This window comes from Aequorivita antarctica, from assembly GCF_007997155.1.
Taxonomy (GTDB): Bacteria; Bacteroidota; Bacteroidia; order Flavobacteriales; family Flavobacteriaceae; genus Aequorivita; species Aequorivita antarctica.
Genome location: NZ_VORT01000005.1, coordinates 262,310 through 282,671, shown reverse-complemented (window position 1 = coordinate 282,671; position 20,362 = coordinate 262,310). Strand labels below are relative to the sequence as shown.

The window sequence follows — 20,362 nt, the reverse complement described above, 5'->3', positions numbered from 1 at the left end:
CTATAAAATTATTCAATTATGTTTAAAGAAATATTCTTATTCGAAATTAGATACAGATTAAAACGTCCTGCAACTTGGTCCTACTTTGGTATACTCATGTTGTTGGGATTAATTATGGCTATTAGCGGAAAAGGTCCAACTTCAGAGAAGGTCTTTGTGAACGCTCCTATCGCTATTGCCACTATATTATCAGCCATTAGTATTTTTGGTATTATGCTCACCAGTGCTATTATGGGCGTTCCAGTGTATAGAGATATTGAGCATAAAACACAGAATTACTTTTTCTCCTATCCCCTTACTGAAAAAGGGTATTTGCTAGGTCGCTTTTTTGGTTCAATGACAGTATTGCTTATGGTAAGTCTGGGATTGCAATTGGGATTAATTATAGGTTTTATGATTGGCCCTTATGCAGGCTTTGGGGAACCTGAACGCTTTACCAGCTTTAATCTTTGGTATTATATTCAGCCTACATTAATGCTGTATTGGACTAACTTTTTCTTTGCAGGATGTATTTTCTTTTCTCTGGTTAGTATGACCAAAAAGGTAATGTTGGCCTATGCCGGTGGCGCTATTTTATTCATTATATATTTAATCACGATAACCTTAACACAAGACATTGAGAACAAAAACTTAGTAAGCTTACTTGACCCTTTTGGTTTAGGAACGTATCTAAATATTATTCGCTACTGGACACCAGAAGAACAAAATACCTTGACAGTTCCGTTTCAGGGAATGTTAATCTGGAATCGTCTGATATGGGTTGGTTTAGGAGTCGCAGCATTGCTTTTTACCTTGTTCCGATTTGACTTTATGAAGTTTTTAAATAAAAATTATACTTCAAAAAAGAAAAATGACAACTTAGATGAAGCAAATACAGCGGCTGCCTTTACTAAAATTCCTAAGGTTTCAAAAGTTTTTTCTAAAGGTTTAAATGTTAGATTATTGTTTGAGTTAGCTTTTATGGAATTTAAGAACATCGTTAGAGATAACTTCTTTATAGCCATTCTAATTGCTGCTGCCCTCTTCCTGTTTTATGATGCATGGTTTGGTGCTCCTATTTACGGAACACCATCCTTACCAATGACCTACTATATGTTAGAGGTGAAAAATGATACGTATATCATTCTCATCTTTATCCTTATCGTGTTTATGACAGGTGAAGTATTGCATCGAGAACGCAACGTTAATTATGATCAGATATTTGGTGCGTTTCCGTTACCGAATCGTCTGGTATATGGTTCTAAGTTTTTATCCTTGGTGATGATTAGTTTTGTTTTAGTTAACATCATTTTGTTTAACGGTGTTCTCATCCAAATTATTAAAGGGTATTTCAATTTTGAATTTGATGTGTACTTCACTGATTTGTATTTAATTGAATTTCCTAAGTACATCACATTCGTTTTATTGGCCTTTTTTGTGCATTCGTTAGTGACCAAAAAGTTTATGGGGCACGTTATTGCTATTGCGATTTGGGTATTCCTTTTTGGATTGAATCAATTAGCCAATGTAGACAACAATTTATACTTATATAGTTATTCACCAAACTATACCGTATCTGACATGAATGGGTTTGGGCATTTTGCCGAAGCGCTATTTTGGTTTAGAACCTATTGGTTAGCTTGTGGTGGTGTTTTACTAATTATCGGATATCTTTTCTGGAAACGTGGTACCGACTCAGGGAGAAAAGCACGTTGGCAAATAGCTAAAGAGCGATTGAATGTTAGAACGATTTCAGCATTTTTTATTTTGCTTTGCATTTTTATGGGTTCGGGCAACTTTATTTATTACAATACCACAATTCTGAACAACTACAAAACAGAAAAAGAAAGAATTATTGGTTCTGCCGAATATGAAAAACAACTTAGCAAGTATGATAAAATTGCCCAACCAAAAGTTATTGATGTAAAATTAAACGCCGATTTATTTCCAGAAAAAAGGTCAGCCAAAATTAAGGTAACTTATAAAATGGTAAATAAATCTAATGAAGTTATCAAGGCTTTACATTTGAATTGGGGTCCGGAAGGTTTGCTAAAAAAAGAAGTAAATACCTTTACTATTGAAGGTACAACTCCAAAACTAACTAAAAAATACAAAGATTTTGGTTATGAAATTTATGCTTTCGACAAACCATTACAACCTAAAGATACCATTACAATGGTTTTACAAGTTACTGGTTTCTATAAAGGGTTTCCTAATGAAGGTTCGGGTTCCGATATCGTTTACAACGGTACATTTTTAAATAACAACTTCATCCCTTCTTTTGGTTATGACCCCCTAGACGAGCTAACAAGTGACCAGGACAGAAAAAAATACAAGCTGCCTATTAAAGATTATCAGTTACCAACACAAACCGATGCCTGGGGATTGAATAATTTATTATTTAACGATGATGGTGATTATATCTCTTTTGAAGGAACAGTGAGTACAGCACCCGATCAAATTGCTATTATGCCAGGCCATTTGCAGAAAAAATGGAAAGCCAATGGAAGACAGTATTATACGTATAAAATGAATGATGAGTTAGTCTTTTTCTATAACATTTCGTCAGCTGCTTATGATGTTCATAAAGAAGTTTGGAAAGGCAAAGCCGGCGAAAAAGTAAATATAGAAATATACCATCATCCAACACATACCTATAATATTGATCGTTTTGTAAAAAGCGTAAAACAATCGATGGATTATTATTCAGAGAATTATGGGCCGTATCAGTACACTCAAATACGGATCCTCGAATTCCCTCGTTATGCCGGTTTTGCACAATCCTTTCCTAATACGGTTCCGTTTGCAGAAAGCTTTGGCTGGGTAGGAGATTTTAGTGATCCAAATGATTCGGATTACGTTTATACAGTAACCGCACATGAAGTTGCCCATCAATGGTGGAGTCTTCAAATTGCCCCTTCTGCTACTCGAGGTGCCAATCAAATTTCAGAATCTATGGCGGAGTATTCTTCATTAATGGTCATGCAAAAAGAATATGGGGTTGACGCCATGCAAAAATTTTTAAAAGAAGAATTGGATGCGTATTTGCGCAGTAGAGCAAATGAAAGTAAGTTTGAAAAAACATTGATGGACAATGATAATCAGCGTTATGTGTGGTACGCAAAAGGTAGTATAGTGCTGTATGGTCTTCAAGATTTAATTGGGGAAAAGAACTTAAATAATGCTTTCAAAGCCTATATAGAGGCAGCACGTTTCAGACAAAAAGCGCCTTTCACTACTACATTAGAATGGTATGACTTTATGAAGGCAGCAACGCCGCCTGACTTACAGTATTACTTAGAAGATAGTTTCAAAAAGATTACACTTTATTCTAACAAGATAACAAATGCTTCCTATAAAAAAGTAGCCAACGGCAACTATGAAGTAACTCTCGAAGTTGAAAGTTCGAAAAGCTATTTTGATGGTAATGGTAAGTTATTGTCTACAGGAACTAAGCCAAACTTATTAGAAATTGCAGTATTTGATAATGATACTATAAACAAACAAGGCATCACTACAAAGGCACCTTTAGTTATAAAGAAAGTTTGGGTGAAACCAGGAAAATCTACCTATACTTTTATCACAAAGAAACTGCCAATCAAAGCAGGTATCGATCCGTATAACAAAATGATAGACCGTATTCCGGATGATAATATAAAGACATTAGAGAAAATTTCAAAGTAATGATTTAAAGAAAAAACTCGAACTGACGACCACTTACTCACGTCAGTTCGAGTGATTTTTACGCAAAGCAATGGATTAAAAAGTGTATCGAGAACCGTTGTTTATCCCTTCAGTTGTTTGGCTATGCCCAAATTATTAAAAAAATTTCTTTGTATAATTTCCAAATATAAAACAAACGCAAACCCACCCATTACGGAAAACCGTAACAGCATGCATTTTAAACGCCCACCTACGCATAAAGCTTCGGGGGCCAAAGGGGGAGAATACTAAATATAATAAAATTTACTTGCCTGACACTAGACTAATGGCATTACAAATGCCACAATAAATAGAAACGCTTTTAATAAGCGCGCTAGTGGGTAAATTATGAAAGTAGCCTTATACTAGCAATTAATTTTATATGGAGTTGTATGCAGCGTTTTTTCATCCTGCGGTAAACGTTATTACTTCAGTGTTAATTTCACTTTTATTCAGTTCAATAATTCTGTATCCAAATGTTTCGCTATTAACTTTAATTTCATCTGGTATTTTCTCTACTTGATAAGAACTTGCAGGCGTAATATACTGTCGGATATTACTATTACTTCTTTCATCCTCGAAATGATAATGCCCACAAAAAATAACAACATCATTTTCAAGACTCTGCAGTTCTGTTTTTAGAAGATTTCGATTTTTTAAGGCAAATTGCCTATCTACTTCGGTGTCAACAGCTAAAATAGGATGATGAATAAAGAGAATGATATTTTTTTCCGTTAAAAGTTCCTTTTTAAACCAATCAAATTGTTCTTGACTTATTGAGCCTGAGCTTGAGTCTAAAAATAGAAATTTGTAATAGTTGTGCTCTTGAGTATAGTGCAGTTCAGTTCGGTTTTCAATGACTCCAAAACTGTAGTGATTTATTACTTCGTCAAAGTAATCGTGATTTCCTAAAGTAATGGCTACATTATAATTATGTAGAGATTCAAAAAACCATTTATTTACAGTTTTTTTTCCAATATCTCCTCCGAATATAATTTCTCCTATACCTCTTTTGGAAATATCATTAAGTATTATTTCCCAATTTTTGCGGGCGTCAACTCCTTTGTCAATTGGAAATTGTTCATCTAAATAAATATCGGTTATATATGCAATTTTTTTATTCACAGAAAATATTATGGTTGTATTATTGTCATTTTCCATCCACTACTGGCTTGTTCAAAAAGTTTTCTTTCGTGTAGTCTACTTTTTTTAAACTCCATAAACTCTATTCTAATAGGTTTAATGTAAATTCCTCCCCAACTATTCGGCTGCTCAACTTCTTTATTTCCTAGCGCTGCTTTCTTCTCTTTGAAAAGCTTTTGCATATATGATATATCTAGAATTTCCTGCCCTTGCTCAAAAATAGCAGAGACAATTTTTGAGTCTCTATTCCTTTGCTTAAAGTAAATTTCAGCTTCAGACTTAGGAATTACTGATACATCTCCTTGTATCCTAATTTGTCTTTCTGTAGAAGTCCACCAAAATGATAGTGCAGCTTTTGAATGATTTTCAATTTCTCTTCCTTTTCTTGAATCTAAAGGGCCCGTAATTACAAATGATTCTTTTTTAATTTCTTTTAAAGAAACAAATCTAGAATTTGGGTATCCATCTAATCCACTGGTAGATAAACAGCAGGCAGCAGGTAATTTTAAATTGCTTAGCTCTTTTTCTTCAGAAAACCATTTTTCAAATAATAATAAAGGATTCATTTAATTTGTGTTTTAGATTGCATACGACTTATTTATACTCCCAACTTTATTGGGTTTATCCTTCAATCCGTTTGGCTATGCCGAAATTATTAAAAAAATTTCTTTATATAGTTTTCAAATATAGAAAAACTGATATCCACCCATTGTGGAAAACCGTTACAAGGACATTTTAACTGACCCTCCAACGCTATACATCTTCTTTAAAACTAAGATGCATAAAGAAGCTTCGGTGGCCAAAGGAGGGAGAATATCAAATATAACTATTTTGTCGGCTTCAAAAGTCATTGAAGGGCATTGCAAATGCAACAATAAAGAGACACGCTTTCCCAAAGCGCGCCAGTAGGTTTTTTTTTAAATTACCGCTAAGGTTTTTGTGTATGGACCGTTGCGTGTTAAAGCACGAACTATTCCAAGTACAAATCTACGTGAAAATTTCGCAGGACACGAGCGCAGCGAACCGGCGAAGCAATTTTCCAGATGGGCACAGACCCAGCAATGGTTTATACACGGCTTAAGTTAGGCACTGACTTTTAAAGTTTTAATCTTAAATCTTTATTGATTTTTGAAATTGTTTTTTTAGGTATATCAATTTCTTTAGCTACCTGGTTCCATTTAGAAACAGCATCAATTACTTCTTTAATAATTAATTTGCTGTTTTTTATCCCAAACATTTTTCCAAATTCAATTAAATCGTTTTGATTAAAGTTATCAAATTTTCCATTTAGTGATGATTGATGAACATTTGTCCACGTACCACTTGGTTTATACGAATAAGTAATATCGTATGCAGGAGATATTCTCCATTCTCCTTGTTTGTTCATTAAAAAAGAGAAGTTTTTCACATGATCGTCGTGATTCCTTGAAACAATATTGAAAATAGCTCTTCTGTACTGTTGTTCGAATTGCTGGTAATTAGATTTCAATCGTTTCATTGTCCTAAATAATGTTTCATAAGAGCTTGCCTTTTGTATTTTAAAATCAACTCCAACTAAAGAGCCTAATGTTTGCATATGGATTTTTTCTCCTAGTTCTGATCGATCAAAACGTTTTGTAAGAAAATGGAATCGGTTATTTTCATTATATAAACGACTTTCGGACATCTCAATTCCACAATCTATAGCCATTTTATAATAGGCAAATTCAATTTTGCCAACACCATCAGATTCGCCCAAAGTCTTTTCATTTGCTCCGTCCATTTTTAATAACCAATATGTATATCCATTAGGCTGTAGTATGTCTCCTGGTTTTATTTCTATTATTTTTCCTTTTTCGTCTTCTTTTATTGCTAACAATGCTTTTGCTCTTGCTCCTCCTACAGATGTTCCTATTCTTAGTATTTCTGTTAGACTCTCTTCATTTAAACCTTTATATTTTAATTCTTCCTTGCCTTCTAAAACATTTTTTGCTACTTCTAGAAGTTCTGTTACATCAATACTATAATTAGTACTAGAATTATGATTTATTGGTTCGTATTCCAGAGCTCCCATTCCTCTTTTACCTACATACGTTAACCTGTCGACGGGATTGATATCATCATATGATAGACTTTTCTGTCTTAACCATTCTTTCATCATTATATTACCAAAATCATCTGGCATTGAATCTGAAAGTAGATATGGAAGATCGTGAAAGTTTATATGATCCCTATTCGTTTCATAAGTCCTACCTTCCTTTGGCATTAGAAGAGGGGAAGGCTCTCTAGTGTTTGTGTATGAGTTTTCACTATATTGAAAAATCGCACTTCCTTTTTGTTCATTCCAATCTACTGTTCCTAAAGATTCTCCATATAAACTAACTTGAACTAACATATTTATTTGATTTTATTTGAGGCTCTTTTTCTTTTTGATTTGAGTTTGGCTTTTTCAAACTTCAATTTTAATTCTAAATCTTCTCCCACTCTAAAGACTGATTCAAAATCCTTTATTCTATTTAATCTGATTAATATTCTAATTAGACTTTCAACTGATGTTGGGTTTCCTTGTTCAATTAGACTAATCGTTGAAACACTTAAGCCTATATCTTTACTCAATTTCTTTTGAGTCAAATTGTGTTGCAATCTTATAAGTTTTAGTCTTTGACCAATTTGTTCAATAATTTCCTTTTCTGTTAGAAATAACCAATTTTCCATTTTTAAGTATTTAAATGTTAATAGTTAATAATAATAAAATAGAATAACTATTAATATATCATAAGTTATTCAAATATACTATTTATTTTAAATAACTACTAATATAGTCGTAGTTATATGTAAAAAATAGCGATAACTATTTAAATATGCTAAGTTAGTATTGAAATTGTGTGTGCTTGTGCTTAACTTGCTAATATCCCTACTTTTATTAGGTTTATCCCATCAATCTGTTTGGCTATGCCCAAATCATTAAAAAAAAATCTTTGTAGAGTTTCCAAATTTAATACAAAGGCAAACCCACTCATTACGGAAAACAGTAACAAGCGCATTTTAACTGACCTTCCTACGTTATACATCTTCGTTAAAACTACGATGCATAAAGAAGCTTCGGTGGCCAAAGGCTCACCTTCGCACAAGGCTTCGGTGACCAAAGGGGAGAAAACCAAATAAAAGTTTTTGTTAAATAGAACAGCTATTTATTTCATTTTTAGAATGCCCAAAAAAAGCAAAGCTGCTCAAAGCGGCTTATTTTAATTTTGTTCTTAAAATTTATAAGATTATACAACAGTTTCTTAATTATATCTACTAATATGTATAAGTTACGTAAATTCCTCCCCATTCATGTGCCCTAGACAGTTCTGTATTAATTTCACTAGTTCTACCAGCATTAACAGTCCAAAATAAATCGAGACTATTAGTTTTATTACAAGTTGGTATGCTCAAACCTACCCCTGTATTCCATTCCAATAGAAAATGATTTACTTGATTCCAACTTAGTGTATGATTGGAATGTCTAAATCCTCCGTTTAACATTTCATTATAAACGAAAGCCGTTGGTTTAATACTTCCAAATAAGAAAAATTCAAACTTCTTTTCATCCTTCATATTCTTGAAAATTTTATTCCCACTTCCCAATGGACTATAGTTTTGCGCCCATTTTTGACTATCAAGCAAACCAAAACGAGCGGATGCTTGAATATTTGCACAAGTATAATATCCAACCATTCCTTGCCCTCCATACTTAAACTCAAAAAATGAACTTTGCAATGCCAAGCTTTCGTAATTAATTGTGTACAAGAATGTAGGCTCACCTCCGTTTGAAATTTGGTTGTGCCATCCTCTTGGAATATAGGGTTCATGAGTATTATTATCGTTCATAAGTTTATGAATCCCCGTCTGGACCCATTTTCCAAGGTTTAACCCTAATATGCCGAAAATAAATTCCGTTGAAAGGGTTGATCTATCCTTTAAGTATAGTTTTTGGGTAGATACATACAATAAGAAAGCGTAAGGGCGATCTTCAGTAATGACGTTACTCTCCCTCAATTCATCTGGAGTAAACGCAGTTCCGTTCAATGTGATACTAGCCGGTAGTAAGCTATCATTACTGCGAAATTTTTCAGGTATGAAGATTCGGTCAATTAGGTCTACGGGCTTAAAAATATAGGAACCATTAAGTTTTGGTGATGCATACCCAAACCCTAAGCCCATTGTATAATTTTGATCATTTGCCTTTGAAAATTGTAGAAATGGCTTAAGATCTTCGTCGGTGTAGAAAAAAACACTATCGTCTTGGGCATAAGTACTTGCATTAATTAACAAGAAGATGGATAACAGAATAAATATTTTCATTTTCTTAGGTATATTGGTATTGAAAGTTACAAATGCAATAATATCAAATAAGAAAAAAAATCAATTTCTTTAGGCGATTTTATCATGCCGTCTTCAACAACATTTTGGGGAGAATACCAAATATAATAATTTTGTCGGTTTCAAAAATCAGTGAAAGGCACTTCAAATGTATCAATAAAGAGACACACTTTTAAAAAGCGCGCCAGAGGGGATTCAAAATTGATAGTATTTAATCAAATCAACAATTTTAAGCTATTGCTTCAATAACTTCAAGTTTCAATTGCTCACTAAACTCATTTTCATTGATTATTGAAAAAATAATTTTCTGAAGTAAATCTTTTTCAATTTTGTTATCTGCTATTTGTACGGTAATATTTTCCATCTCAATAATAAACCTATCGATACAATACTCCAAACCATTAATTTCCAAAAAATAAGCCCCGAGCGCGATACTGCTTCTTTTATTCCCATCACTAAAAGCGTGATTTTTATTTACCGAAAAGACTAAGTGTGAAATTTTATCTTCAAATTCGGGATAGTATAGATCGTTTTGTATATGCTCCAGAATACTTTGTAATAATCCTATAGAATTAATACCATGGGCACCCCCAGATTCTTCAATAATAAAATCGTGTTCTTTAATTGCATATGTAACGGTAAAATAGTTGAATCCCATTTTCACCTATTTTTTAGTCGCTTAAAAACATCAATATTATCCTTCAATCTTTCCTCTAATGAAATACTATGCTTGCCCAAGAATTTATCAAACTCTGTTTCATTTAGATGCGTAACATATTTGTTGAGTTTTTCGTGTAATGCATCTCTAAAGGCCATGTCCCTACTAGCCATTAATGTGCGGGCCTTTTCCAGAAGCGGTTTTAAAATGGACCGACCCTTTAATTCGAATTCGCCAAAAAGAAGTGTGGCTTGAGGAATAGTTAATTTATGTCCTAACTCTTCGTACTTCGTTTTTAAATCGTCCGCAAATCCATTTTCATAAGCAGCTATTAGGTCTAACACTTCAGAATACATAGTCTCTCTTGGAGAGTCGGTAGCTTTCAATTTTAATATTTGTTTATATTCTTTTGCATTTTCATTAAAAATACTCTTATAAACAGCATCAGTAAATTGGGCATATTTCCACTTATTATCTACTATGCATTCATCTAATGCTCTAGTAAAATTTTCTCTATAATTAAACTCCCTAATTGCACTTGGTAGAAACTCTTCCTCTCTCTGATTAATATATTTAGTTACGCCACCTATCTTAGCATTAATTGTATCTATTACCATATCCAGTATTAGAGACCTCAGTTGCTTAGCTCTATTACTCTCAGTTAAAAGCATTCCTATATTAAGGAACGTCCTAAAGTCAAATACCCCTAGACTAGGAGCTCTAGAGATGTCTCCGACATCAATGTCGGTAACATCCCCATTAATAGGATTGCTGTCATCTCTATTAGTTACTATCTCTGAATATACCTTCTTAAATACTTTAAGTCTTTTGCCTTTTAAAACTTCATAACCATTAGCAAGAAGCTCCTCTTCATGTTGATCTATATACCTTTCAATAGTTCTAACATCAATATCATAAAAATCTGCTATTTGTTTCTTTGTATATTTTATGGTAGCCTCAAATGGAATTCCAGGGAAAGCAACCTCCTTCTCAATCTCTAATAACGCAAACCTATTATTCAGAATGTTTCTTCTATGCAGGTCTGAAGTTGTAAGATTTTTATCCATGTATGATTTATTGATTAAGTAAATAACCGTATTATCTTCTCCATCAAAGATACGGATTCTTAAAAATAATTATGGTAGTCTATATTTGAATAAGATTAAAAAAGAAGATTGCCTCAAACCTTATTGATTTAAAGTAATTGTTTTTATTTGGCTTTTTCGCTGCCTAAATTAACTCATCCCCATTATGGAAAACCGTAAGAGTGGGCATTTTAACCGGGGAGAATACCAAATATAATGATTTTGCCAATTTCAAAATACCGGAAAGGGCATGACAAATGCAACATTAAATAGCCACGCTTTTTAAAAGTGCGCCAGCGGGATTATTCAGTTAAGTATTTTTGAGGATAAACTATTTCATACTCCCTAAAATTTAAAGCGTATTTTTCATACAAACATATTTGAATTGCAGGACGATAATCTAAAAAACTTTTATGACCTACTTCAAAAATCATTCTAAATGTATAATGACTATATAATTTTGGAGAAATTGACAATACTCCTATTACCCTAGATGCTTTCCAATGGAATATACCCAATTTATCTTTTAAATGGTAAATAACTTCAGCAACAGTCGTACTTTCATCTAATAGTCCTTCTTCATTCATAACTTCAACAATTGAACCAAATAAATCCATATGCTCAGGCTCTCCAACCAAATCAAAACATTCTTTAGTAGAAAAATCACATTTTGCTTTACAAACAATATATGAGTTATTAAGTTTTGATTTTCCCCACCAATGTGGCAAATGCTCAAAAGTGTCCCAAAAATAAAAGCCATGACCCAACCAAGCCTCATCGGTAGTACACATAAAGGGCCCCTCATCAATAACTGTTTTGGGATTACCTTTATCTTTAAGTGCTTGATAAAGTTTTTTTGACAAAATAATCTATTCGTTAATTGTTGTGTTTTCTTTTAATGGTTTTTCTAAATTGGATAGATTATAAGTAGGTAAAACCAAAGGGGGAATATTAGATTGCAGTGTCAGAACACTTATAAAAGCTCTAAGATATGGAAATAATATTGCGATTGAATTTGAGTAAAAATATTCAGGAATTTCATCTTGTGATTTGATGTTTTGAAACAAAAAATTCCCGTTGCATTTTATTTTAATAAAAGGATTTTTTGTGTCATTATCTTTAAATGCAATAAATTCGATAGTTAAATCAAATGAATTATTTTTTATATGAAATATACCACTCGGCATAATATCAACGGTAAGTTCTTTTGGCAGTTCTTTGTCAAAACGCAACATAATTTCATTAAAAATATAGTCGTTCAATTGGAAGGAAGCCTGGTTAGCCATAATCTTAAATTTTTAAAAAAGAAAAACCCGAAGGATACTTCGGGTTTACTAATATATTGTTTATTTCCGTAATGACAAAAAATTCTTCTTTTTTACATCGATAGAAGATTTTAGACGCATCTAGATACCTTCTAAGAGTAGGGCCTCCACGCGGAGCCTGCATTTTGGTTTCCGCCCAATCCTTCATAACTTTTTCACGAGGAGTATCACGAAAATACTTTTTTAAATCCTCTAAAATGTTGTTCATGATTTCTGTGATTTTAAATTTATTAAGTTTCTATAAGCTTTTACAAAACAAAAGTAAAAGAATTGTTTTACATAACAATACTTTTAATCTTAAAGATTATATAATACTAATGCTATAAAACAAACTCAAACCCACCCATTACGGAAAACCGTAAGAGCGTACATTTTAATGGTTCCACCTACGCATAAAGCTTCGGAGGGCAAAGGGGGAGAATTCCAAATATAATGATTTTATAGGTTTCAAAATCAGCGAGGTCATTATTAATCGAGTTTTCTATAATTTTCATCAACCTTAATATTAAATTTATGTATTTTATATTTAAAACATAAAAAGATTAAAATGTTAGTTAAAAGACTCCAGAATTTACTTTATTATCACCAAGATTTATCTCAAGAAATAGCAACCTTCTTTTTATCAAAAACGATAAATCCAGACTATTTTAATGAAATAGTAGATTTTTTATGTAAAAAACATACTCATTTAGGAACACATAATCAAATAACTTTGGGAATGTTTAAACCCGAATATTATCGAGAATATAAGCTAAGAACCGGGGCTCAAGAATTTAGACCACACATTCCTTTATATACTATTGAAGTATTGGTTCAAAGTGGTTTATTAAAAGATTTAGAACCAATCATAAATACTAAAGTATATCAAGAAAATACAAAATTCACTACACATATGTATTTCCAAGGTTTAATACCAAATATATTATTTGGCACCAGATATATTATTGAACGATATAGAAATTCTGTATTCAAAATTGAGAATACGGATAAAAATGATAAAATAGATATAGGAACTGGTTTTTTAATTAAGGATTTTGGCAAAAATATTATAGTAACAAATGAACACGTAATAGCAAAGGCTAAAAAACTCAGATTGTTGGATGTTGATGACAAGAGTTTTAAATTTTCAATTTTATATGAAAACAAATATGAAGATGTAGCTTTTTTGGAAATTGAAGTTGATTTATCAAAAATTTCCGAATTTGTTTTTTCGCAGGAACAAGAAATACTTTCAGAAATTATTACCATTGGATATCCCTCAATTCCAATGTCAAAAGCGGCCTACCAAGTTATTCATAAAGGTGAAATAAATTCACATATTGAAAATTATTCTGGAAATAAACTTTTTTTAATTTCAGCAAAAACCTCTTCTGGTAATAGTGGAAGTCCCGTTATTAATGAAAAAGGACAAGTCCTAGGTATGGTTGCTCAGGAATTATTTGAAAAAGGAGCACTTATTGAAAAAGGTAAACTTCCCTATATTGTTGTTATACCCACCAGCACAATCTTTAAACTTCTATACGAATTTATAGAGGGAAAAGAAAGACAATAAATAATCGATTTTATTTTTTTTAAATCTTTATTTCTTTTTGCCGTAAGCTTTTCATATTTGAGATAATAAGTAATAGGCAATGTTAAGCTTTTTATGTAATCCTATTTATTGGATAGACAGGGGAAAAAACGGGCGAGACGCCCGCACCAGCAAGAGGTTTATATTTTATCGAAATATTGTTCATTGGTTTTCAGGCCAAGTTTGCTTTCTAAATACTTTGCTTGATTGTAAATATAGCCACCATACCCACTGCTCTTTAAAATAAGCTTACTTATGAGTGTAAAGAGTTTTGCAGAAACATAAGCCATATATAAATTAGTGGTTTCTTCATCTCTGCTCTGGTTTGTATTTAAAAGAACGTTCCCATGGAACAAATCATTTCGATGCTCAATTATAGAAATATCGTGTAAAGTTAACTCTATATCTAGCTGTTCAAAAGGTCGAGTAAGTTTCTCATTATTGGTCAACGCTTTTTTATTCGTAGGCCTGTTGATGCCATTAAGCCTTCTTTTGAGTTTTAGAATATTTTCGGGGGTAAAACCTTTCTTGTTTTTGTCGATAACCTGGTGCAGCTCATCAATTATAGTGGACTCCAGCTCTGGATCATCAATTGGCTTATCAAGCCCAACTTCTTTAACATTCAGATGTTTGGAAAGCTGTTCAATAATTACGGCAAATGATGAGGGTATTAGCAACAGGGATGCAATTGAAGTTGATTCTAAGATTATTAAAATTACTACTGAGAACTCAGGGTTTTGATGTATTCTAGTTGCTAGGCTCGATAAGTCCTCAAGTGAAATTCTTGACAATATACCAACCATTTCTTCTGCAACACTTCTTTCAATATCCAATTTTGAAAATGGATTTGAAAATACTGGAGAATACAAACCTCTAAGGGTCGGTCTAATATAGTTTGAATAATAAAACTCACCACTATCATCGAAAACGAATTTTTCTCCACCTACCATTAATTTATTTATAAATCCTATGGCTTGTTGAATTGAGTAACAGGCATCTGAAAAATCTTCAAAAGTTTGATCTTGCAAACAATCAAAAACATAATACCCTCGATTTTCATCTTTGATTTGGGTCACATCATATTCACGCGTTTCGATCGTAACCCTCAGGCAATCATAAAAATGTTCAATGCCGTTTCTTTGGTAGGTCACTGTCTCAAATTCATTATGAAAGGTTTTAATATCCTCTAATTCTAAAGGGTAAAATGCTTTATAACACCCTTTCTTTAGGAATGCAGTTGAGTGAAATGTGTCTAAATCAATAGATGTAAGAAGTTGGACACCACTCTCTGAAGATATCTTTGTTTTCTTGCCTACATCATTAAACTCTTTAACTATGAAGGTTTTATTTTCAAGTGAAAAAGAAAGTTCTTGAAGATTATCGTTCTCTGAAAAGATATTGCTTATTTCAAGTTTAAATTTAAGTTCTTCTCTATTCAATAAAGCAAATAGATAGCGAGAGTTAGCTTCTTTTAACTCAATATTTTCAATTTCATTTATTTTCTTAATAAAATTTAATTCAGTATTGAAGGATTTATTATTTTCAATTCTTTTTGTTGAGGATTTCACTTTGCTAAAAATTGTTGGGTAGGATTGAAACTAACGGTGCCATATAACCATTTTTGTCGCTAATTCGATGAATGTTTTTAAATGATAAGATAGCGTTTCATTCAGATAAGCAATTATATTGTAATAAATGTACTTAATAATCTGTATAAATTTTATTATATCAAGAGGTAATCCTTAATAAAAAAGAATATTATTCCAAGAAAAAGACCCGTAATAATCCCCGGAAATATTGTTGTAAAAACTTCTTTTGTAATAAAAAAAATCAACTATAAAATTTATGATATAACTGTATAAATTGCAATTCATAATCATTTAAAATATTTTCTTTCATATAAAACAAACACAAACCCACCCATTACCGAAAACCATAAGAGTGGGCTTTTATCTCCGCTACAGAATTAACAAGTGATTTTCGCTTAGTGTTTTAGTTCCAATTTTTTTACTTCGTTTTTAATGCTTCGTATCTTTTATTGATTTTGGATCATTCCCCGGCTTTACAGTGTCACTATCTCGTATAGGTCCACCATTTGGCCGATGTATTCTTACTTCACCTCCACCATTATTTGATGAAAATTGTTTAGCAAGTTGTTCTGCTTGTTTTTGTGTATTTACAATTGCTGAGGCCCTCTGGCCTCCTTCTTTTTGGACATTCCATCCATCTTGTCCTTTTTTCTGTGTAACGTGATAATTTGCCATAATAATATATTATTTAGATTTAAAAATTAAACTCTCGGTACAATACGTGCTGCGGTTTTTATATCAACGGCTTGAACTCCTAATGATTGTAGCATTTGTCGCATATCGTTAAATACTGGTTTCTCTCCATTCGGGTCAGAAATTGTTAAGATAGCGGTAAACGGCACTCCATCTGCAGGAATAGTAACACCATCTCTGGCCAGGTACTCAACATCCAGACTCCAATTGGTAGTTGGACCAACACCTCTTGGAAAGGTTTTTTCATATACTTTTACAGGACTCCATTTAAACGAATGTTCAATCTGATCTTTTTCAAATAAACTGCCATCCCCCTGATCTGGCGTATAAATCGCCTTTAAACGACCGAGATAGTGACCATTATTCTGTTGTTGTCTTAATGCAGCATCAATATTTACCCTCACAAATTCAGCCCCGTACTTGTAATCAAATCTTGGTGTGCTCACTATGGTAAGTTTGGCATGTCCAAAACACTTTCCATTGCTTACTAAACTTGGTGGCCATGAGAATTTAAAACTCATTTTATGCCTATTTATAATCCGATTTGCAAAAACTAGAGTTATACTAGACGCATTACCATTTAAGATTTCATCAGAACCATTAGGGACACCAAAGCCCACTAAATGTTTTGTAATGTTTCTTAAGTTTTTATCATTTAGCGATTCTGGTAAAACCGCATGATGAACCCCGAGACCGATTAAAGTTTCACGAGATACATTACCTTCAATAGAATGGTCAAGACTAGCTAAAGTTTTTGCTACATGCGGTGCTGCATAACTAGTACCGCAACCATCGACAATTTTCCCACCGATATCTAAAGACAATAAACCATGCCCATGTTCTGGGTGAATCGTTCCAGAGCCTCCAATATGAGCAAAATCAGGTTTAAGACCTACCCTTAAGCCAGGCCCTCGACAGCTATAATTGCTCAAGGCATATGGTATTACTCCTTCTAAATTGGGAGGATTAAGTGCCGCTACACTAACGTTTCTACAGCTTTCGGCAGGTTTTTTTATCGTGTCATTTCGTGATGAAGCCAAAATTTTCACTGCTTCGAAAGCATCATTTGACCACTCACGTCTCATATCGACGGACTTTGTATTTCCCGCTGAAATAACAAACACAACATCATTTTCTTCAGCAATTTTATCTAAAAGTTGTGCAAACAGACTGTATCCAGTAGTTGAAGCATGCTCTTCTACATTCATGCTAAAATTAAATATCCTAACTCCAGTCCTTGATTTTAGGTCTTCAACTGCATTCTCCAATTCTGAAAAAAACTGGAAAGGTCGCGGAAAATAATTGTCGTACTTACTCGGAATAGGCAGGATGTCCAAATCAATAATTTTACATCCATCTACTTCTTTACAAATAGCATCTCCGTTTAAAGTTTGACCTACAATTGTTAGTCCGGCTATAAAAGTTCCATGACTCTCGTCTTTGTCTGTATGACTTATCAAGTCCCATCTGTCTTCAATCCAATCTCCATAAATGTCAGAAACACCACCATCTACTATGCATATTTTTGGATACGAATTTTCCGGCTTTATCGGAGGTACATCATAAACATCTCCTCTTTTTACAGGGTGGGAATTCATACTTTGAGTGATAATTGGTGGCAACATAATTCTTTTAACTAAAGGATGCTGTCCTAAAAAATCAAGTAGTTCGTGATGCTTTCCTGCATCCAGCTCAATTTGTTTTTTTTCACCTGATTTACCGAATGACGAAGTAGCAGGCAAAAGGTGTATTATGGGTGTAGCGGAACTTTTCTCTAATTTGATGCCAAATATTACTGCTGCTCCGCTTCCTGTAATAACTCTGGATACGACTAGTCCGTTTCCAATACTCTCCAATCGGTCGAAAAAACTTTTAAAGAGTTGGAATTTATGTGTACTTAGTAAATCCCAATCTTGCCTTTGTGGTGGTGCTTCAAATAGCTCAACTAAGTAAGAACCCCCGCTTTGTGGATGAGAAAACCATTCTAGAGCTTCGTTTACTGAGAATTTTCTTTTGTCACTTGCAGTATAAGGTATAATATTTTGAATAGCACCAATTTCACTTCTAAGCCTCGAAGGGTTAGGTTCAAGTTTCCCGTTTTTCTTATTTTCTTTATATCGGGTTTCTGTCTCAGCTTGGCCTACTGCAGTATTGATAGTGTTAACTCCTTCAGGTGTTAATTCTACAAACAATTCTCCTAAATCTCCTGCCCCAACTATTGGCGCAGTATCTCTTTTGAACAATTGAGATGTGGGTCGGTGACTTTTTGCTAAAGCAATTGGTTTTAAAGTCACTTTTGCATAAGAAATTTTCGAAAAACTGCTTGTTAACTGCAGGTTTTTAATCTCACTAAGTTGTTTTTGTAGATTATTGCGATGTCCAATAAAAGCCAGGTCATTATCGGCAAAAAAATCCTTAGAGGAGCCTCCGCCTTTATTTTCCAACGCTTCTATAAAATCATTGGTATTTAAAACTATTTGAACAGGACTATTTGCCATAACTTAATTTTTTTCTGAATCTTTATATTTTGATAATTGCTTACTTAATGAAGAAGGAGTTATTCCAAATAGGGACGCTATGTCTTTTTGTTTAAACGAATATATCTTATCGTTCAACAGCATAGCTATAAAGTCTTCATCGCTATGCAACATAATATTTCTTTTATGTATGTTCACTCTCCCAGAATTAAGTAATGCAAACTGTCTCATTACATCAACAATACTATTTTCTTTTTCTAACACAAATGCTCTTTTAAACCATTTAGACAAAATTTTAGCATCTGCACCAGATGCCCCTTCAAGGCACCACGCTAAAAATTTGATCTCATTTTCCTGGAACTCCAGTGGCTTTAAGAATTTTCCAAGTAGATGAACCATTACTTCTGGAGAGGGCTTGGGAATTTCTATTTGTATATCAAACCTTCTCCAAATAGCAGGGTCTAAAAGACTTTCGTGATTAGTTACCCCTATGGTAAATCCTTTTTCATGTCGAGAATCAAGACTTTGTAATAAGGTATTTACAACCCTCTTTACCTCCCCAACTTCCTGTGGGTCATTACGTAATTTGGCAATTGCATCAAATTCATCAAGTAAAAGCACACAATTATATCTATTAGCAAAGGCAAACAAGTTCCCTATATTTCGCGAGGTTGTTCCAAGAAAGGAAGACATCAAGCCTTCCAATCTCGCCAAAACTACTGGTAGTCCTATCTGTTTGGCAATCCATTTTGCTAAGTGAGTTTTACCTGTTCCAGGGGCGCCGTATATTAAGCACGAACTGGCAGGCATAGCGTTAATCTCCGAAAGTTGATCAAATTTCATCCATTCATTTACAATTGATTGAATTGCCAGCTGAATATTGTCATCTAGAAGAGGTATTTCAGGAGGCATATCCAAAGGAAAGAATATTTCTGCTAAAGGGGTTGAAGTTTCTTTGTCAACAGGTGTAGGGGTTTTAACCGTAAGGGATTCCCCCCTAGTTATTACGAACGACTTTTGGATTTTACTAGGTGACATATCCATACTGTATTTTGAAGACAGCAATAAACCATCTAAAGATTTAGCTTCTTTATTATGACCATCTTTTTCCAAGCTATCTTTTAATCTTTGGATTTGATGCAAAATTGCTTCATTGGGATTTGCCAATGCCGTCCTGCTTAAAGCCTGTATTATATTGAAATATTTTATCATTTTTGTGAGGGATTTTATTTTATAGCAAATATATTAAAATAATTTCCTAAAACAACAATTTATTTCCAAAATTTGAAATTAATTTCCTTTTAAGGTATTTTATTTCCAAAATACTTTATAATAATTCAAAAGGAAGGAGGCACAAATCAAAAATACTATTATAATAAAGACTGTAGAGTTCTTTCAAGCTGTTCAACAGATACCTATTCAGTAACCTTAAGCGAAGCCAAAAGGCTAGGTCGTTCCCTATGTGGATGGGAAGATTGGCATGTGACAATGCGCAATACTTAAATATTCGCTTATTTCTATTGCACAATAATTTTAGGATAATCGAAAATTAAAATATACGGTGTTTTTAAAGGAAATAGGCAGGAAGACTCAATAAGAAGTTATAAATATTAAAGACGCAGGATATTTTTCGATAAAATAAAATTAAATCTAGTTTTTCCACAAAAAATTGGAGTTATTAACATTTCATATGTTGATGAATGGTTAATATAGTTCTAAATAAAAATAAGATTCCTTAACAGAATGGAATTATCTTTACCGACAAGAATGTACCCAAGTTATTTGAGTAGATTTTTT

The 20,362-nt window shown here is 33.0% G+C and carries 17 protein-coding genes; 3 read left to right on the top strand and 14 right to left on the bottom strand.

From position 1 onward, the window contains the following. Positions 1–18: 18 nt before the first annotated feature. Positions 19–3,663, top strand: a complete 3,645-nt coding sequence (locus tag ESU54_RS09385) for a M1 family aminopeptidase (protein ID WP_111846014.1) — start codon at positions 19–21, stop codon at positions 3,661–3,663. A gap of 423 nt (positions 3,664–4,086) precedes the next feature. Here the strand turns inward: ESU54_RS09385 and ESU54_RS09380 are convergent, their stop codons facing one another. The 4 genes from ESU54_RS09380 to ESU54_RS09365 all read right to left on the bottom strand — a co-directional run bounded on the left by ESU54_RS09380 (position 4,087) and on the right by ESU54_RS09365 (position 7,518). Continuing rightward, positions 4,087–4,842: a metallophosphoesterase family protein gene (locus tag ESU54_RS09380; protein WP_111846013.1), complete on the bottom strand. Its 756-nt coding sequence runs from the start codon at positions 4,840–4,842 to the stop codon at positions 4,087–4,089. Next, positions 4,815–5,390, bottom strand: coding sequence for a pyridoxine/pyridoxamine 5'-phosphate oxidase (locus ESU54_RS09375; RefSeq protein WP_111846012.1), 576 nt, complete (start codon positions 5,388–5,390; stop codon positions 4,815–4,817). Before ESU54_RS09375 ends, ESU54_RS09380 begins: the two co-directional genes overlap by 28 nt. A 530-nt stretch (positions 5,391–5,920) precedes the next feature. Continuing rightward, a complete protein-coding gene (locus ESU54_RS09370; RefSeq protein WP_111846011.1) occupies positions 5,921–7,198 on the bottom strand; it encodes a type II toxin-antitoxin system HipA family toxin in 1,278 nt (425 codons plus the stop codon). 2 nt (positions 7,199–7,200) lie between these two features. Next, entirely contained in the window at positions 7,201–7,518 is a 318-nt protein-coding gene (locus tag ESU54_RS09365; RefSeq protein ID WP_111846010.1) for a helix-turn-helix domain-containing protein, read from the bottom strand. Positions 7,519–7,755: 237 nt separating this feature from the next. On the opposite strand from ESU54_RS09365, the gene ESU54_RS09360 reads away from it, so the two are divergent. After that, entirely contained in the window at positions 7,756–7,968 is a 213-nt protein-coding gene (locus ESU54_RS09360) for a hypothetical protein (RefSeq protein WP_146848109.1), read from the top strand. Between the two features lie 135 nt (positions 7,969–8,103). Here the strand turns inward: ESU54_RS09360 and ESU54_RS09355 are convergent, their stop codons facing one another. The 6 genes from ESU54_RS09355 to ESU54_RS09330 all read right to left on the bottom strand — a co-directional run bounded on the left by ESU54_RS09355 (position 8,104) and on the right by ESU54_RS09330 (position 12,444). Then, positions 8,104–9,150, bottom strand: a complete 1,047-nt coding sequence (locus tag ESU54_RS09355; protein ID WP_111846008.1) for a lipid A-modifier LpxR family protein — start codon at positions 9,148–9,150, stop codon at positions 8,104–8,106. A 247-nt stretch (positions 9,151–9,397) separates the two neighbouring features. After that, positions 9,398–9,826 (bottom strand): type II toxin-antitoxin system death-on-curing family toxin, encoded by a 429-nt coding sequence (locus tag ESU54_RS09350; protein ID WP_111846007.1) that lies wholly within the window; start codon positions 9,824–9,826, stop codon positions 9,398–9,400. A 2-nt stretch (positions 9,827–9,828) separates the two neighbouring features. Further along, a complete protein-coding gene (locus tag ESU54_RS09345; protein WP_111846006.1) occupies positions 9,829–10,893 on the bottom strand; it encodes a DNA-binding protein in 1,065 nt (354 codons plus the stop codon). 320 nt (positions 10,894–11,213) lie between these two features. Beyond that, the gene (locus ESU54_RS09340) at positions 11,214–11,774 is read right to left on the bottom strand and encodes a hypothetical protein (protein WP_111846005.1); all 561 of its coding nucleotides are present in this window, start codon (positions 11,772–11,774) and stop codon (positions 11,214–11,216) included. Positions 11,775–11,780: 6 nt separating this feature from the next. Then, positions 11,781–12,197 carry a protein-export chaperone SecB gene (locus tag ESU54_RS09335; RefSeq protein ID WP_111846004.1) on the bottom strand — a complete coding sequence of 139 codons (417 nt, stop codon included), beginning with the start codon at positions 12,195–12,197 and terminating at the stop codon, positions 11,781–11,783. Between the two features lie 4 nt (positions 12,198–12,201). Further along, complete coding sequence (locus ESU54_RS09330) at positions 12,202–12,444, bottom strand: hypothetical protein (RefSeq protein ID WP_111846003.1); 243 nt, start codon at positions 12,442–12,444, stop codon at positions 12,202–12,204. Between the two features lie 339 nt (positions 12,445–12,783). Between ESU54_RS09330 and ESU54_RS09325 the strand changes: the two genes are divergently transcribed. Continuing rightward, positions 12,784–13,788, top strand: coding sequence for a S1 family peptidase (locus ESU54_RS09325; RefSeq protein ID WP_111846002.1), 1,005 nt, complete (start codon positions 12,784–12,786; stop codon positions 13,786–13,788). Positions 13,789–13,946: 158 nt separating this feature from the next. On the opposite strand, the gene ESU54_RS09320 is transcribed toward ESU54_RS09325, so the two are convergent. The 4 genes from ESU54_RS09320 to ESU54_RS09305 all read right to left on the bottom strand — a co-directional run bounded on the left by ESU54_RS09320 (position 13,947) and on the right by ESU54_RS09305 (position 19,777). Then, positions 13,947–15,374, bottom strand: a complete 1,428-nt coding sequence (locus ESU54_RS09320) for a hypothetical protein (RefSeq protein ID WP_111846001.1) — start codon at positions 15,372–15,374, stop codon at positions 13,947–13,949. Positions 15,375–15,824: 450 nt separating this feature from the next. Then, positions 15,825–16,070, bottom strand: a complete 246-nt coding sequence (locus ESU54_RS09315; RefSeq protein ID WP_111846000.1) for a DUF2188 domain-containing protein — start codon at positions 16,068–16,070, stop codon at positions 15,825–15,827. Between the two features lie 26 nt (positions 16,071–16,096). After that, a complete protein-coding gene (locus tag ESU54_RS09310; RefSeq protein ID WP_111845999.1) occupies positions 16,097–18,586 on the bottom strand; it encodes a S8 family peptidase in 2,490 nt (829 codons plus the stop codon). Between the two features lie 3 nt (positions 18,587–18,589). Next, positions 18,590–19,777 carry an AAA family ATPase gene (locus ESU54_RS09305; protein ID WP_111845998.1) on the bottom strand — a complete coding sequence of 396 codons (1,188 nt, stop codon included), beginning with the start codon at positions 19,775–19,777 and terminating at the stop codon, positions 18,590–18,592. Positions 19,778–20,362 lie beyond the last annotated feature (585 nt).